The 14625-nt window shown below is 73.1% G+C and carries 13 protein-coding genes; 7 read left to right on the forward strand and 6 right to left on the reverse strand.

Annotated features, from left to right (window positions below):
- Window positions 1–27: 27 nt before the first annotated feature.
- Complete coding sequence (locus H4J02_RS12745; RefSeq protein ID WP_222942186.1) at window positions 28–900, reverse strand: DMT family transporter; 873 nt, start codon at window positions 898–900, stop codon at window positions 28–30.
- A 39-nt stretch (window positions 901–939) separates the two neighbouring features.
- On the opposite strand from H4J02_RS12745, the gene H4J02_RS12750 reads away from it, so the two are divergent.
- The 4 genes from H4J02_RS12750 (at window position 940) to H4J02_RS12765 (ending at window position 5275) form a co-directional block, all read left to right on the forward strand.
- Window positions 940–1440, forward strand: a complete 501-nt coding sequence (locus tag H4J02_RS12750) for a MarR family winged helix-turn-helix transcriptional regulator (RefSeq protein ID WP_187674921.1) — start codon at window positions 940–942, stop codon at window positions 1438–1440.
- 96 nt (window positions 1441–1536) lie between these two features.
- Window positions 1537–3138 carry a C2 family cysteine protease gene (locus H4J02_RS12755; protein ID WP_187674922.1) on the forward strand — a complete coding sequence of 534 codons (1602 nt, stop codon included), beginning with the start codon at window positions 1537–1539 and terminating at the stop codon, window positions 3136–3138.
- A gap of 338 nt (window positions 3139–3476) precedes the next feature.
- The gene (locus H4J02_RS12760) at window positions 3477–3917 is read left to right on the forward strand and encodes a MarR family winged helix-turn-helix transcriptional regulator (RefSeq protein ID WP_187674923.1); all 441 of its coding nucleotides are present in this window, start codon (window positions 3477–3479) and stop codon (window positions 3915–3917) included.
- A complete protein-coding gene (locus tag H4J02_RS12765) occupies window positions 3917–5275 on the forward strand; it encodes a deoxyribodipyrimidine photo-lyase (protein ID WP_187674924.1) in 1359 nt (452 codons plus the stop codon). Before H4J02_RS12760 ends, H4J02_RS12765 begins: the two co-directional genes overlap by 1 nt.
- 146 nt (window positions 5276–5421) lie before the next feature.
- Here the strand turns inward: H4J02_RS12765 and H4J02_RS12770 are convergent, their stop codons facing one another.
- Both H4J02_RS12770 and H4J02_RS12775 read right to left on the reverse strand, forming a co-directional pair.
- Window positions 5422–6306, reverse strand: coding sequence for a carbohydrate kinase family protein (locus H4J02_RS12770; RefSeq protein ID WP_187674925.1), 885 nt, complete (start codon window positions 6304–6306; stop codon window positions 5422–5424).
- Window positions 6307–6317: 11 nt separating this feature from the next.
- A complete protein-coding gene (locus tag H4J02_RS12775; RefSeq protein ID WP_187674926.1) occupies window positions 6318–7235 on the reverse strand; it encodes a pseudouridine-5'-phosphate glycosidase in 918 nt (305 codons plus the stop codon).
- 100 nt (window positions 7236–7335) lie between these two features.
- Here H4J02_RS12775 and H4J02_RS12780 point away from each other — a divergent pair, with 100 nt between their 5' ends.
- The gene (locus H4J02_RS12780) at window positions 7336–8091 is read left to right on the forward strand and encodes a hypothetical protein (RefSeq protein WP_187674927.1); all 756 of its coding nucleotides are present in this window, start codon (window positions 7336–7338) and stop codon (window positions 8089–8091) included.
- Between the two features lies 1 nt (window position 8092).
- Here the strand turns inward: H4J02_RS12780 and H4J02_RS12785 are convergent, their stop codons facing one another.
- The 3 genes from H4J02_RS12785 to H4J02_RS12795 all read right to left on the reverse strand — a co-directional run bounded on the left by H4J02_RS12785 (window position 8093) and on the right by H4J02_RS12795 (window position 11427).
- Window positions 8093–9811, reverse strand: a complete 1719-nt coding sequence (locus H4J02_RS12785; protein ID WP_222942187.1) for an FAD-binding oxidoreductase — start codon at window positions 9809–9811, stop codon at window positions 8093–8095.
- On the reverse strand, window positions 9808–10563 hold the full coding sequence (locus H4J02_RS12790; RefSeq protein ID WP_187674928.1) for a 1-acyl-sn-glycerol-3-phosphate acyltransferase: 756 nt from the start codon (window positions 10561–10563) through the stop codon (window positions 9808–9810). Before H4J02_RS12790 ends, H4J02_RS12785 begins: the two co-directional genes overlap by 4 nt.
- A 90-nt stretch (window positions 10564–10653) precedes the next feature.
- Window positions 10654–11427, reverse strand: coding sequence for an SDR family oxidoreductase (locus H4J02_RS12795; protein WP_187674929.1), 774 nt, complete (start codon window positions 11425–11427; stop codon window positions 10654–10656).
- Between the two features lie 72 nt (window positions 11428–11499).
- Between H4J02_RS12795 and H4J02_RS12800 the strand changes: the two genes are divergently transcribed.
- Both H4J02_RS12800 and H4J02_RS12805 read left to right on the forward strand, forming a co-directional pair.
- Window positions 11500–12306 (forward strand): hypothetical protein, encoded by an 807-nt coding sequence (locus H4J02_RS12800; protein WP_187674930.1) that lies wholly within the window; start codon window positions 11500–11502, stop codon window positions 12304–12306.
- Window positions 12303–14624: an SDR family oxidoreductase gene (locus H4J02_RS12805; RefSeq protein WP_187674931.1), complete on the forward strand. Its 2322-nt coding sequence runs from the start codon at window positions 12303–12305 to the stop codon at window positions 14622–14624. The genes H4J02_RS12800 and H4J02_RS12805 overlap by 4 nt, the downstream gene beginning before the upstream one ends.
- Window position 14625: the final 1 nt, after the last annotated feature.

A 14625-nucleotide genomic window follows, 5' to 3' on the forward strand; every position in this document is an offset into this window, starting at 1 on the left:
ACGGCGCCGCGGCGATCGTCGGCGCGATCAGCTGAGGTGCGCGCGCCTCCGCCGCCACTGCAGCTGGCCGAGCAGGATGCCGCCGAGCACGAGCACGATGCCGATGATCTGCGCTGCGGCGAGGGACTCGCCGCCCGCGAGCACGCCGAGGAGCACGCCCGTGACGGGGTTGAGCAGGCCGATGACGCCGACCGCGCCCGCCGTGAGCCGCTGCAAGCCGTAGAACCACGCGACGTTCGCCGCGGCCGTGCCGATGAGCGTCACGAACGCGAGGCCCGCCCAGCCGGTCGCGTCGAGGGCGGGCGGGGCACCCTCCCCGATGAGCGCGACGACGAGCAGCACTCCGCCGCCGAACAGCAGCTGCCACGCGCTCGCCATGACGGGCGTGGCGGTGCCGCCCCAGCGGCGCGTGAGCACGTAGCCGAGCGACGAGCTCGCGAGGCCCGTGGCGGAGGCGGCGACGCCCCATCCGTCGATCGCGCCCGTGCCGCCCGCGACGAGCAGGAGCACCCCGAGGATGCCGATGACGGCCCCGGCGATCACGCGCGCGGCGGGGCGCTGGCCGAGGATCGCCCACGCGAACGCCGCGAGCACGAGCGGCGAGGCCGCCATGATCGACGACGCGACGCTCGTCGGCAGCAGCTGCGCGGCGATGTAGATGAGCAGGAAGAAGCCGCCGACGTTGAGCACGCCGAGGAGCGCCGTACGGCCCCACTCGCGGGCGCCGTGCGGATGCGAGCGCGCGATCGCGAGCAGCACGAGGCCTGCGGGGAAGGCGCGCAGGGCCGAGCCCCACAGCGGGCTGTCGGCGGGGAGGGTGTGCTGCGTCACGAAGTAGGTCGCTCCCCACGCGACGGGGGCGATCGCGGTGACGAGCGCGGCGCGCCAGTTGACTTCCACGGAAGATAAAATACTTGCAGTGGAAGATATTATTCCCGCATGGCCCGGGACCACGTCGATCGCATCCAGGATCAGTGGCGAGCCGAGCGTCCGGACCTCGACCCCTCGCCCCAGGGCATCATCGGCCGAATCCACCGCCTCGGCGGCCACCTGCACGAGGAGCTCGTGGCCATCTACCGCGAGCACGGCCTCGGCGAAGGCGACTTCGACGTGCTCGCCTCGCTGCGTCGCGCGGGCGAGCCGTTCGAGCTGCCCGCGGGGCAGCTCGCCGAGCACACCATGATCACGACGGGCGGCATGACGAAGCGCCTCGACCGCCTCGAGCAGGCCGGCCTGCTCGAGCGCCGCATCGACGCGGATGACGCGCGCGTGCGCCGCGTGCGTCTCACCGAACGCGGGCGCGAGGTCATCGACGCCGCCTTCGGCGACCACATGCGCAACGAGGCGCGCCTGCTCGCCGAGCTGCCGACATCCGACCGACTCGCGCTCGAGCGCATCTTGCGGGACTGGCTCGTCCGCATCGAGGGCGCCGTCGACTGACGTGTATCAGGGCGCCCCGCCGCCCCTCCTCCCCTGTGCGGACGAACGCCCGCCGGCGGCACCTCCGGCCGCCGCATCCGGAGAGGAAGTCCCCCCATGACCACGACGACGCCCGCGCGCCGCAGCACGGCCTCGAGCCGCCGCACGACGCGCGCCACGACGGAGCCCGTGCGCCCCGCCGCCGACACGCAGGACGACGACACCGACGCCCTCGCCGTCACCGGCGCCCCCAACCCCTACGCCCTCGCCTCGCTCGTCGCGGGCCGCCGCATCGACTGGGAGGGCGCGGCCGACCCCCGCAGCATCCTCGAGGACGTCTTCGACCTGCCCTACGCCGACATCATCGGCTCGGCCGAGTCGCCCATCTTCTACGGCACCTCGTTCCGCGGCGGCCGCCCGACGCGCAAGCGCCCGGCCGCACCCCCCGAGCGCGGCGCCGACGAGACCGACGACCAGCACGACGCCACCCCCGACGTGTCGCGCGCGAAGACGCTCGCCGACATCCTCGCCGCGCTCGGGCAGAAGAGCCCGGCCGATGTGCCCGTGCGCGGGGCCACCCTTACACGCGACGGCGTCTTCGCCGAGCTCGGGCGCACGGGCGACCTCACCAAGAACTACGCGAAGCTCTTCGACCTCCGCGTGCTCGACGTGCTGTTCCCCCTGCTGCCGGGCTACCACCCGCCCGGGTTCAGCTGGCAGGACACGGGTCGCTTCTACAACGAGACGACGGAGTTCTTCGACCCCGTGCAGGGCCAGGTGGCGGACTGCTACTTCATCGCCGCCCTCTCGTCGGTCGCGTGGGCGAAGCCGTTCACGATCGCCGACCGCACGCGCGCGACCGCCGCGGGCCAGGACTCGTTCACCCACCAGGTGAGCTTCTTCGGCGGCAGCGGCGGCTACGGCTCGGGTGGCTGGAGCACCGTCGAGGTGTCGGATCGCGTGCTCGTCTCGGGCGGCGGCAGCACGTCGTACTACGCGCACTCCTCCGAGGCGGGCGAGATCTGGCCCGCCGTCTACGAGAAGGCGTTCGCGAAGTGGCGGTTCGGCACGAACGACGACTTCCCGAAGATCCCCGATCTCGCGTGGGGTGACACGGTCGCGTCGTGCGTCTCGCTCACGGGCGGCCACGGCTACGCGCGTTCGCACTCCTCGCTCACCGACGCGCAGCTGTTGAGCCTCGTGAAGTCGCACAGTCTGAGCGGCCGCACGACGACGCCGATGGTGTGCTGGTCGCACGGCGCGGGGTCGGATGCGGCCAAGCGGGCCGCCGAGGAGGCGGGCGTCGTGGCGTCGCACGCGTACTCGGTGCTCGGCTGGATGCGGCGCTACGAGTGGATGCCGCGCCTGCGTCTCGAGGCCGAGATCCCGCGGCAGATCCCCGAGTTCCGTCTGCCGGGACCCGGGCCGTTGCTCGGCGCGGACCCCGTCTCGGGCGCCACGCTCGAGGAGATTTCGCGCGTGCGCTTCGACATCCCGACGCACATCTTCGAGCGCTACGAGCTGCGGCCGGTGGACTACATCGTCGTGCGCAACCCGTGGGGCTCCGCCCCCGGCACGGGCTCGTCGACGACGACCGGGAACTTCCGTTCGCACGACGTGAGCTGGTGGCGCGACATCCCGCTCGGTCAGAACGGGGTGTTCGCGATGGAGGTGGGCGCGTTCCGGCGATACTTCGCCGGCACGGGCGGCGCCGACTGACGCCCGAGTGACGCCCTCCTGGGCGTCGGCATCACCGCCACGGCCGACGCTCAGGAGGCACCCTGCGGGCGCCGAGAGAACTCGCAAAAAAATAACGGTTCGATAACTAGACAGCGTTACCGTCCCGTTATATTCTCAAAGAGCTTGATTCGTTTGCTGTGGCGGACCAAGCGGAATGTGATTGCAGGACACTCTTGGTGCAAGGGAGAGGGTCGGCCGCTCGCCTCTGCGGCCGGCCCTCAATCACGTTAACGACGCCCGCGACGGGTCTCGAGACGCGTCGCTTCGCGGCGCTCCTCGACCACCTCGAGGGCGAGCACGATGAATAGGCTGGACGGGTGAGCGAGAGCGCAGACGCGGTCGCCGCCTGGGAGGCCCTCTACCGGGCGCAGGTCGCGGTGCTCCGGCACCTGCGCACCGAGTTCCCCGCCGACGAGGTGACCTTCACCGAGTACGACGTGCTCTTCAACCTGTACCGGCAGCCCGACCACGCCCTCCGCATCCGCGACCTCAACAAGCACCTGCTGCTGAGCCAGCCGAGCGTGAGCCGCCTGCTCGACCGCCTCGCCGCGCGCGACCTCGTCGCGAAGCGCCGCGACCCGGATGACGCCCGCGGCACGATCGTGGCGCTCACCGACCACGGCCTCGAGGTGTTCCGCCGGGTCGGCCTGCAGCACGCCCGCGCCATCGTCGCGCGGATGTCGGTGCTGAGCCACGAGGAGCAGCTGCAGCTGACCGAGCTCACCGATCGCCTGCGGGCGGGCGCGGCGCCCGGCTGATGCCGTCCGGCGCGACGCTCGTCTGGTTCCGCGACGACCTGCGGGTCGCCGACCACCCCGCCCTGCTCGCGGCGGTCGAGCGAGGCGCCCCCGTCGTCGCCGCCTATGTGCTCGACGAGCACGGCGACGGCGTGCGAGCCCCCGGCGGTGCGGCTCGCTGGTGGCTGCACCACTCGCTCGCGGCGCTAGGCGACGAGCTCGCCGCGCTCGGCATCCCGCTCGTGCTGCGGCGCGGGCTCGCGGCCGAGCTCATCCCGCAGCTCGTCGTCGACACGGGCGCCGACACCGTGCTGTGGAACCGCCGCTACGGCCCCGCCCGCGCGATCGACGCCGAGCTCAAGGCGCGGATGCGGGAGGCAGGCACCGAGGTGCGCTCGTTCCCCGGCGACGTGCTCGCCGAGCCTCAGGAGCTCGCCACGGCATCCGGCGCCCCCTACCGTGTGTTCACGCCGTTCTGGAACGCCCTCCGCGGGCGGCCCGTCGCGCCGCCCCTGCCGGCGCCGGATGCGGTGGACAGCCCCGCCGAGCCGGTCGCGGGCGACGCGCTCGACGACTGGGAGCTGCTGCCCCGCCGCCCCGACTGGGCGGGCGGCCTGCGGGCGACGTGGACTCCCGGCGAGGCGGCCGGGCTCGAGCGGCTCGAGGAGTTCGCGGACGAGCTCGACGGCTACGCCGACCGCGACCTGCCCGCCGTCGACGCGACGTCGCGCCTGAGTCCGCGGCTGCGCTGGGGCGAGCTGTCGCCCCGCCAGGTGTGGCACCGCATCCGTCGCGAGGGCGGGCCGCATGCGGAGGCCTTCCTGCGCGAGCTCGGCTGGCGCGACTTCTTCCGCCACACCCTCTTCCACGACGCGCGTCTTGCGACACGCAACCTGCGGCCGCAGTTCGACGCGTTCCCATGGGCCGACCCCGATCCCGCCGAGATCGACGCGTGGCGCTACGGACGTACGGGCATCCCGTTCGTCGACGCGGGGATGCGCGAGCTGTGGGCGACCGGGGCGATGCACAATCGCGTGCGGATGTCGGCCGCGAGCCTGCTCGTGAAGAACCTGCTCGTCGACTGGCGCGTGGGCGAGGCGTGGTTCTGGGACACCCTCGTCGACGCCGACGACGCGTCGAACCCCGGCAACTGGCAGTGGGTCGCGGGGTCGGGGCAGGATGCGGCGCCCTACTTCCGCATCTTCAACCCCGAGCGTCAGGCGGCCCGCTTCGACCCCGACGGCGCGTACGTGCGCCGCTGGCTGCCGGAGCTCGGCACGGATGCGTACCCGGCGCCGATCGTCGACCTCGCCGCGTCGCGCGAGCGGGCGCTCGCGGCGTACGAATCACTAGGTGGTCGAGGGACCGCCCCACCCTAGGTGGTCGAGGAGCGCCGCCGTAGGCGACGCGTCTCGAGACCACCGCGATGTGATCACTCGGTGAGTGGTCTCGAGACGCGTCCGCTTCGCGGGCGCTCCTCGACCACCTGGTGAGGCAGCAGGCGCTCCTCGACCACCGGGCGTCGCTACGCGGGCCGGCCCCCGATCGCGGTGACGGCCTGCGCCGCCACGTGCACGGCGGCGGATGCGGCGGCGACCGGGTCGGATGTGCGCAGCCACGAGGCGATGAAGCCCGCGATGAACGCGTCGCCCGCGCCCGTCGGGTCGACGGCGTCGACCGCAGGCGCCGGCACGGCGACGGGCTCGGCGCCGTCCGCGACGACGAGCACGCCCTGCGCCCCGCGCGTGAGAGCGACGACCGGGAACCTCGCCCCGAGCGCCCGCGCGGCATCCGCGGGGTCGGCGATGCCGGTCAGCAGCCGCGCCTCCTCAGCGCTCAGGAACACGGCGTGCGCGCCCTCGATCGCCGACATGAAGCGCTCGGCCCCGAAGTCGGAGATGAACCCGATCGAGCCGGGGTTGACCGATACCCGCACCCTGGCATCCGCGGCCCGCGCGAGCACCTCGCGCGTGCCCTCGACGCCGAAGCCGTCGACGACGCTGTAGCCGCTCACATGCAGGAGCGCCGCATCCGCGAGCAGCTCCGCGGTGACCGCTGCCTCCCGCAGCAGCGAGTTCGCCCCGCGGTCGGTGAGCATCGAGCGGTCGTGACCCTGCACGAGGATCACGATCGTGCCGGTCGTCGCGCCGGGCTCGACCTGCAGGTGCGGGGTGACGCCCGCGGCGGTCAGCTCGGCGGCGTGTGCCGCCGCGTCGTGCCCGCCCACCGCCGCGACGAAGTCGACCGCCGCGCCCTGCGCCGCGAGCCACACGGCCGTGTTGGCAGCCGACCCGCCCGAGGTGTTCCGGATGGTCGCCGTCGTGTCGGTGTCGGCGCGGATGGCCTCGCGCGGCACGACGACGATGTCGTTGATGAGGTCGCCGACGATGACGACCCGGTCGCGGCTCACGGCCAGGCGACTCACGGCCGCGGCGCGCGCTTCGCCCAGGCGGTCGCGACATCCGCCGCGACGCGCACGTTGTTGCGCGCGAGGTCGAGGTTGACCTCGAGGCTCTTGCCGCCCGACTCCTCGACGATGAATCCGAGCAGGAACGGCGTGACGGCCTTGCCGCGCACGCCGGCCTCCTCCGCCGCGGCGAACGCGGTCGCGAGCACGCGGTCGTGCTCGGCCGGGTCCCACTGCTGCTCGAGCGGGATGGGGTTGGCGAGCACGATGCCGCTTCTCGACCCGAACGCGTCGCGCGCCGCCATGACGGCCGCCACCTCATCCGCGGAGTCGACCTTCCAGTCGAGCTCGTAGCCCGACTCGCGCAGCCAGAACGCGGGGAATGCGGTCGTGCCGTAGCCGATGACGGGCACCGAGAGCGTCTCGAGGCGCTCGAGGGTGCCGGGGATGTCGAGCACGCTCTTGACGCCCGCCGACACGACCGTGACGGGCGAGCTCGCGAGCGTCGTGAGGTCGGCCGACTCGTCGAAGGTCTCGGATGCGCCGCGGTGCACGCCCCCGAGGCCGCCGGTCGCGAAGACGCGCACCCCGGCGAGGCCCGCGAGGTACGCGGTCGCGGCGACGGTGGTGGCACCCGAGCGGCCGAGGGCGGCGAGGATCGGGAGGTCGCGGACGGACGCCTTCGCGAGGTCCTCCTCCGCGATGCGGCGCACGCCGTCCGCGTCGAGGCCGATCTGCGGCACACCGTCGAGCACGGCGATCGTCGCGGGCGTCACGCCCTTCTCGCGCAGGATCTCCTCGAACTCGATCGCGGCCTCCAGGTTGCGGGGGCGCGGGAGGCCGTGGCTGATGATCGTGGACTCGAGGGCGACGACGGGGCGGCCGTCGGCGAGGGCTGCTTCGACGTCGCGGGAGAGCTGGAAGGCGGTCATCCCTCCACGCTAATGCGCGCCGGAGGGGCCTGGCGCCACCTGTCTCTTGTGGACCGGCACTGGGTCGGGTAGACAACGGGAAGCCACCCGAAGGAGTCTCATGTCCCGTTGCGAACCGCGACCCGCCCTCCTCGTCCCGGCCGCCGCGGCTCTCCTCGTGCTCGCCGGCTGCACGCCTACGGACACCGCGACGCAGCTGCCGGATCCGGAGCCCGCGACCGAGGTGACCCTCAGCACGGAGCACCTCGAGGGGACCGGCACGACGGGCGTTCCCGGGGCGGCACTCCCGATCCCCGCCGACGCCCGGTCCCTGGTGGTCGACTTCACGTGCGAGGGCGGCGGCGAGTTCGCCGTCGAGCTCGGCGACGCGATGGTGCTCGGCCAGGCGACGTTCAACGGCACCTGCGACGGGTCGTCCTCCCTCGCGTGGCCCGTCACCGCGAAGACGGGACACACGCTGTACGTGTGGGTGGCGGACGGTGTCGTGTGGACCGCCGACGCGGTCTTCTCCACCGCCGAGTTCGCCGCGGACCCCGCGGTGACCTCCGACTGCGCGACGCTGTCGCCGGCGATCAGCGGTCTCTACAACGCGGAGATCGGCTTCGCCGAGGCGCACATCGACGCGGCCGAGTGGAGCGCGCGGATGACGGCCGTGGCCGTCGGCCTCTACGGCGTCGCGTCGTCCTCCACCTCGACGCTCGCCGCCCCGGCCGCGGCGCTGGAGGCGATCGTCAGGGATCCTGCGCGGGTTCCCGGCGCCGTCGGCGAGCGCGGAGCCGAACCGATCGCCGAGATCGACCGCATCTGCGACGTCAACCAGACGCCGCTCATCATCATGGGCGAGTTCGGCGGATGACCTAGGCGCCGACGGGCCGGTCGGCGCTCTCTCGCGCCGCGGGCACGACCTTGCCGGGGTTGAAGTTGTCGCCGGGGTCGACAGCGCTGAAGAGGCCGCGCATGACCGCGACACCCTCCGGGGAGATGTCCTGCTCGATCCACGGCGAGTGCTCGACACCGACGCCGTGGTGGTGCGAGATGGTGCCGCCGTTGTCGACGAAGGCCTGCTGGATGGCGCTCTTCACGACGTCGTACTCGCCGAGCGGGTCGTCGCCGAAGACGAACGCGAAGGTGAAGTACAGGCACGCGCCGGAGTGGTACGAGTGCGAGAGGTGGCACATGATCCACCCCTTCGTGCCGATCTCGTCGTACGCGCGGTTGGCCGCCTCGACGACGCCGTTGTAGACGCCGAGCAGCTTCGACCACGGCGCCGCCGTCTCCGACACGTCGCCCGCCGCGCCCCGGTCGAGCAGGAAGTCGCGCAGGTAGGGGGTGTCGAACTTCTTCTGGTCGTAGAGCACGCCGGGCCCGGTGCCGACGCCCATGCCTCCGTGCGCCTTCACGATCCGCCCGACGAGCTTCTTCTGGCGCGCGACGTGCTCGCGCGAGCCCTCGAAGCCGATGAACGAGAGGCAGATGTCGTCGAGCTTCCAGCCCTTCGAGCGCATGAGCGAGGGCAGCACCCTCTCGGCGAGCACCGCATCCATCCCGTGGCGCTCCTTGCTCGTCGCCATCGAGAAGCCCGTCTCGCGGGAGTCGGAGACGCGCGTGATGATGGGGGCCGCATCCGACTCGGAGATGGCCTGCATCGCCGTGAGGCCCGCCTCCCAGTTCGGGAAGAAGTAGGCCTGGATCTCGCGCTGCTCGGCCACGCGGTGCACCTGCGCCGTGATCTCGGTGATGACGCCGAGGCGCCCCTCCGAGCCGACGATCATCTCGCGCACGCTCGGGCCCGTCGACGCCGACGGGATGGCGGGGATGACGAGCACGCCGTCGCGTCCGTCGCGCGAGGGCCGCACGACCCGCAGTCCGCGCACGATCTGCGCGATATCGCCGTACTTGTCCGACTGCATGCCCGACGAGCGGGTGGCGGCCCACCCGCCGATCGTCGAGTGCGTGAAGCTGTCGGGGAAGTGGCCGATCGTCCAGCCCTGCGCGGCGAGCTGCGCCTCGAGATGCGGGCCGAGCGCGCCCGCCTCGATGCGCGCGAGCCCCGAGTCGGCGTCGATCTCGAGCACGCGGTTCATGCGGCCCATGTCGAGCGACACGACCGTGCGGCTCTCGCCGGGGATCGGCTCGAGGCTGCCCGCGATGTTGCTGCCGCCGCCGAACGGGATGAGCACGGCGTTCTCGGCGACCGCCGCGTCGACGACGCGCTGCACCTCGGCCTCGTCGGCCGGGTACACGACGACGTCGACCGCGCGCTCGATGCGGTTGGAGCGGATGCGCACGAGGTCGCGCAGGCTCTTGCCGTAGGTGTGCACGACGCGCTCCATCGCATCCGTCGTCACGTGGTCCTCGCCGACGATGCCCGCGAGGGCCGCGACGAACTCGGGACGCACCGCGGCATCCGCGACGTCGATGTCGTCGAACGCGGGAGGCTGCGCCTTCTCGGCGGTCTGCAGGTCGAGCCCGACCGCGTTCAGCACGAAGGGGGCGAACGCGGGCTTGTCCTCGTGGTGGAACCCGACGCCCTCGACGCCCCAGCCCCACCACTTCATGTGCTCGACGTCGGTCACTGTCTCTCTCCTTCGGGCGACGGATGCGCGTCGGGCTCGGGCCCGGACGACGCGCTCAGGATACGGGGTGCGTACGCGGCGTGCAGCCCCGCGATGCGCTCGCGGATGCGGGCCGTGAACGCGGCCGCGGTCTCCCCCGGCTCGGGCCGCATGGGCTCGCTGAACACGACGCCGACCGGCAGGCGTCCGGGCTTCGGCCAGTTGCGGCCCCGCGGATGCGCGATGCCGGCTCCCACGAGCGCGACCGGCACGACGGGCACGTCGGATGCGATCGCGAGCGCCGCGGCGCCCTGCTTGAAGTGGCCCATGTCGCCCGTCTTCGAGCGGGTGCCCTCGGGGAAGACGAGCAGCGGCACGCCGCGGTCGAGGAGGGTCTTCGCCGAGATGCTCTTCGGGTTGACGCCGTTCCGATCGACGGGGAACGCGTTGAAGAAGAGGGCCGTGAGGCCGCGGCGCCACCACACGTCGAAGAAGTAGTCCGCTGCGGCGCCCGCGGCGAGGTAGCGCGCAAGCCGCCGCGGCAGTGCTCCGAGGATGAGCGGCGCGTCGAGGTGGCTCGAGTGGTTCGCGACGACGAGGAACGCGCGCGGCACCCCGCGCAGCTTCCGGCGCCCCACGACGGCGACGCGCACGACCGACCAGGTCACAGGCTTCAGCAGCGCGCGCTGCGCGAGGAAGCGCGCCGCGGCGAGGCCCCTCGAGGTGAACCTGTCGCGCCGCGCGGCCGGGGGGTCCGCGGTGGTCGACACCATGGGGACAGGGTAGTGCGGGGGGATTCCGCGGGGGTGATGGCGCGGGGGTCGTCTCGAGACGCGTCCGCTCCGCGGGCGCTCCTCGACCACCTAGTGAGCGCTGTGGCGCGTGCCCGAGATCTTGCGGGAGGCCCAGCGCACCGTGCCCATCGGCAGGTGGCGCAGCAGCCACGTGAGGAAGCGGTAGCGCACGGTCGGAATCGAGACCGCGCGACCCCGCTCGGCATCCCTCAGGCACGCCTCGACGAGACCGTCGGCGGAGAGCCACAGCCACGACGGGATCGACGACTTGCGGATCTCGGCGCGGTCGTGGAACTCGGTGTGCACCCAGCCGGGAAGGAGCGCCGTGACCGTGACACCCGTGCCGTGCAGGGCGTTCGACAGACTCTCGCTGTAGACGCGCATCCACGCCTTGATCGCGGCGTAGAGCCCCATCGAGGTGTAGCCCGCGACGCTCGCGACGTTGACGATGATGCCGCGACCGCGCACGCGCATCCCGGGCACGGCGGCGGCCGAGAGCACGAGCGGCGTGTGCATCATGACCTGGATGGCGTCGGCCGCCTCTGCGAGGTCGGGGTCGGAGAGCTTCGTCTTCATGCCGTAGCCCGCGTTGTTGACGAGCAGGTCGATCGGATGCGCGGCATCCGCGAGCCGCTCGGCCACGCGCTGCACGTCGGCCGGGTCGCCGAGGTCGGCCACGAGCACCTCGACGTCGCGGCCCGTCGCGCGGAGCTCGGCGGCGACCTCCTCGAGGCGCGGGGCGGTGCGTGCGACGAGCACGAGGTCGTAGCCGCGGGCGGCGAGAGCGCGCGCGAACGCGGCGCCGATGCCGGCGGTGCCGCCGGTCACGAGAGCGTGTGGCATGGGGCTTACGATACGGTCAACGAGGCGTCCTCACCGCGTGCGGGCGCCTGTCAGGAAGGTCCACCACCCCCCATGACCAGCCGAGCTGCAGCGACCACCGAGTCGTTCGACGTGCGCGAGTACGCGCGCACGGCACGGGGCAGCCATCGCGCCGAGATCGACGCCGAGGCGATCGCCCGCGCGGGCCTCACGGGCGAGGCGGTGCGCCTCATCCGCGTGCTGCGCGACGTCGAGCGCGGCACCCTCGACCGCATGCGCAACCTGCTCGTCACGGCCACCCACAAAGATGCCCGCGTCACCGCGTTCCTCGCGACGTGGGCCTTCGAGAAGTACTGGGTGGCCGACGCCCTCGACGCCGTGCTCGACGCGGTCGGCGCCGACACCTCGCCGCTCACGGGCCCCGTGCGCCGCACGGCCGCCGAGCGCGCCGAACGACGGGGACCCATCCGCCGCGCCCTCGCCGGCAACATCGCGGGGGCGGATGTCGTGGCCGGCCACGTGACGACGGGTCTCGTCGACGAGCTCATCACCCAGGTGGCCTACCGCCGGCTCGGCGAGGCCGCCGCCGCGCTCTCCTCGCTCGTCGCGACGCTCGTCGCCGTCAAGGACCGTCACGTCGCCTTCCTCGCCGAGGAGGCCGAGCGCAAGCTCGCCGCCTCCGCTCGCGCGGCCCGGCTCGCGCGCCGTGAGATCGCGCGCGCGGCGTGGCCCATCGGCGCCGCGAGCATCCCCGCCGCCGACCGCTCCTTCTTCGAGGCGTTCGTGTTCGGCGAGCCCGACGGGCGTGCTGCGGCCGCGGCGATCGGCGAGCGTCTGGCCGCCCTGCCCGGCATGGGCGCCGCATCCGGAGCGACGGTCACCGCGAGGCTCGTGCCGTGACGCCGAAGCGCGCGAAGACGGAGCTCGGCGAGGCCCACGTCTTCCTCACCGGGGCGACGGGGTTCGTCGGCCAGGCCGTGCTCGAGCGACTGCTGTCGACCCATCCCGGCACGACGATCTCGCTGCTCGTGCGCACGAAGGGCTCCGCGGGCGGCGAGGACCGCCTCCGCACGCTCCTGCGCAAGCCCGTGTTCCGCACCTGGCGCGAGCAGGTCGGCGACGCGGGCGTCGAGGCGGCCGTGCAGGACCGCATCCGCATCGTCGAGGGCGGGCTCGGCTCGGTGCCGCCGCTGCCCTCCGACATCGACGTCGTCATCCACTCGGCGTCGACCGTGTCGTTCGACCCTCCCATCGACCAGGCCTTCGACACCAACGTCGGCGGCGCGGTGCAGCTCTACGAGGCGCTGCGCGCATCCGGCTCCACGCCCCACGTCGTGCACGTGTCGACGTGCTACGTCGGCGGGCTGCGCAAGGGCGTCGTGCCGGAGGCGCGGCTCGGCCACGCGATCGACTGGCGCGCCGAGTACGCGGCCGCCCGCTCGGCCCGGGAGCGCGTCGAGCTGCTGTCGCGCCACCCCGAGCAGCTGCGCGAGTTCATGGACCGCGCCCGCGCCGAGCACGGCAAGGAGGGGCCGCAGGCGGTCGCCCGCGCGAGCGAGGAGGCCCGAGTCGAGTGGGTCACGAAGGCGCTCGTCGACGCCGGCCGCACGCGCGCCGAGTCGCTCGGCTGGACCGACGTCTACACGCTCACGAAGGCCTTCGCCGAGCGCGCCGCCGAGGAGCTGTGGGCCGGCACGGGCGGCACCCTCTCGGTCGTGCGACCCGCGATCATCGAGTCGGCGCTCGCGCATCCGTTCCCCGGCTGGATCGACGGCTTCAAGGTCGCCGACCCGCTCATCCTCGCCTACGGCCGCGGGCTGCTGCCCGAGTTCCCCGGACTGCCCGACAGCGTGCTCGACCTCATCCCCGTCGACTACGTCGTCAACGCGATCCTCGCAGCCGCCGCGAACCCGCCCGCGGGCGAGCCCGAGTACTTCCACGTGAGCTCGGGCGCCTCCAACCCGCTGCCGTTCCACCGCATGTTCGAGAACGTGCACGAGTACTTCACGGCGAACCCCATGCCGTCGCCGCGCGGCGGCGAGGTGCGCGTGCCCACGTGGCGCTTCCCCGGCGGGCGCAAGGTCGAGCGGGCGCTCGCCCGCTCGCGCGTGCGGCTCGAGCGCCGCGAGCGCTGGCTGAACCGGATGCCGTCGACGGCCCACACGCGCGCGCGGCTCGCCGAGCTGGCTACGCGGCGCAGCGACCTCGAGACGCTCGAGAACTTCGCCGAGCTGTACCGCGCCTACGTGCAGACGGAGATCATCTTCGACGACGCCAACACGCGCGCCCTGCACGCGGCGATCCCGAAGAAGCTGCAGGCCGACCGCGGCTTCGACATCGCCGCGATCGACTGGGAGGACTACCTGCAGCGGGTGCACTTCCCCGCCATCACGACCCTCACGCGCGCGTTCGCCCGCCGGCCCGAGGGCACCTCCACCGAGGGGCGCCCCGCCAGGGAGCTGCCCGAGCGCACGGATGTCGTGGCCGTCTTCGACCTCGAGGGCACCGTCGTCGACACGAACCTCGTGCGCCAGTACCTGTGGGTGCGCGCGGCGGGGTGGGGCTGGGCCGCGTGGCCCGCATCCGTCGTCGCGATCCTCGCGCAGCTGCCCGCCTACCTGCGGGCCGAACGTCGCGACCGCGGCGAGTTCATCCGCATCTTCCTGCGCAGATACGAGGGGATGAGCCAGGCGCGTCTCGAGAAGACGGTCGAGGGGGGTTACGCCCACACGATGCTCGGCCGCACCGCCACCGCGGCCCTCGAGCGGGCTGCCGCCCACCGCGCCGCCGGGCACCGCACGGTGCTCGTGACGGGGTCGATCGGCACGCTCGCCGAGCCCGTCGCATCCGCGTTCGACGAGGTGGTCGCGGGCGCCATGCACGTGCGCGACGGGCAGCTCACGGGCTACCTCGCTCGCCCGCCGCTCGTCGACGAGGCGCGCGCCAACTGGCTGCGGCAGTACGCCGAGCGCGGCGGCTACGACCTCGCGGCGTCGTACGGCTACGGCGACAGCCACGCCGACCTCGTGTGGCTCGAGCTGCTCGGCCACCCGCACGCCGTCAACCCCGACCACCGCCTCGCGCGCGAGGCCGGCCGCAGGCGTTGGCGGATCGATACCTGGAAGCGGGGCTCGCGCGCCGCGAACCGTGCTTTGATGGCGGCGAGCACCGCCGCATCCGCCCCTGCGCCCGAGGAAGGAGCGGACGGAGAGCGCTGAG

Source organism: Protaetiibacter sp. SSC-01, from assembly GCF_014483895.1.
In the GTDB taxonomy this organism is placed as follows: Bacteria; Actinomycetota; Actinomycetes; order Actinomycetales; family Microbacteriaceae; genus Homoserinibacter.

Excerpts from the sequence above, each read along its gene's own strand:
- H4J02_RS12750 (WP_187674921.1), top strand. The coding sequence starts at position 940 with ATGGCCCGGGACCACGTCGATCGCATCCAGGATCAGTGGCGAGCCGAG.
- H4J02_RS12755 (WP_187674922.1), top strand. The coding sequence starts at position 1,537 with ATGACCACGACGACGCCCGCGCGCCGCAGCACGGCCTCGAGCCGCCGC.
- H4J02_RS12765 (WP_187674924.1), top strand. The coding sequence starts at position 3,917 with ATGCCGTCCGGCGCGACGCTCGTCTGGTTCCGCGACGACCTGCGGGTC.
- H4J02_RS12775 (WP_187674926.1), bottom strand. The coding sequence starts at position 7,235 with ATGACCGCCTTCCAGCTCTCCCGCGACGTCGAAGCAGCCCTCGCCGAC.
- H4J02_RS12780 (WP_187674927.1), top strand. The coding sequence starts at position 7,336 with ATGTCCCGTTGCGAACCGCGACCCGCCCTCCTCGTCCCGGCCGCCGCG.
- H4J02_RS12790 (WP_187674928.1), bottom strand. The coding sequence starts at position 10,563 with ATGGTGTCGACCACCGCGGACCCCCCGGCCGCGCGGCGCGACAGGTTC.
- H4J02_RS12795 (WP_187674929.1), bottom strand. The coding sequence starts at position 11,427 with ATGCCACACGCTCTCGTGACCGGCGGCACCGCCGGCATCGGCGCCGCG.
- H4J02_RS12800 (WP_187674930.1), top strand. The coding sequence starts at position 11,500 with ATGACCAGCCGAGCTGCAGCGACCACCGAGTCGTTCGACGTGCGCGAG.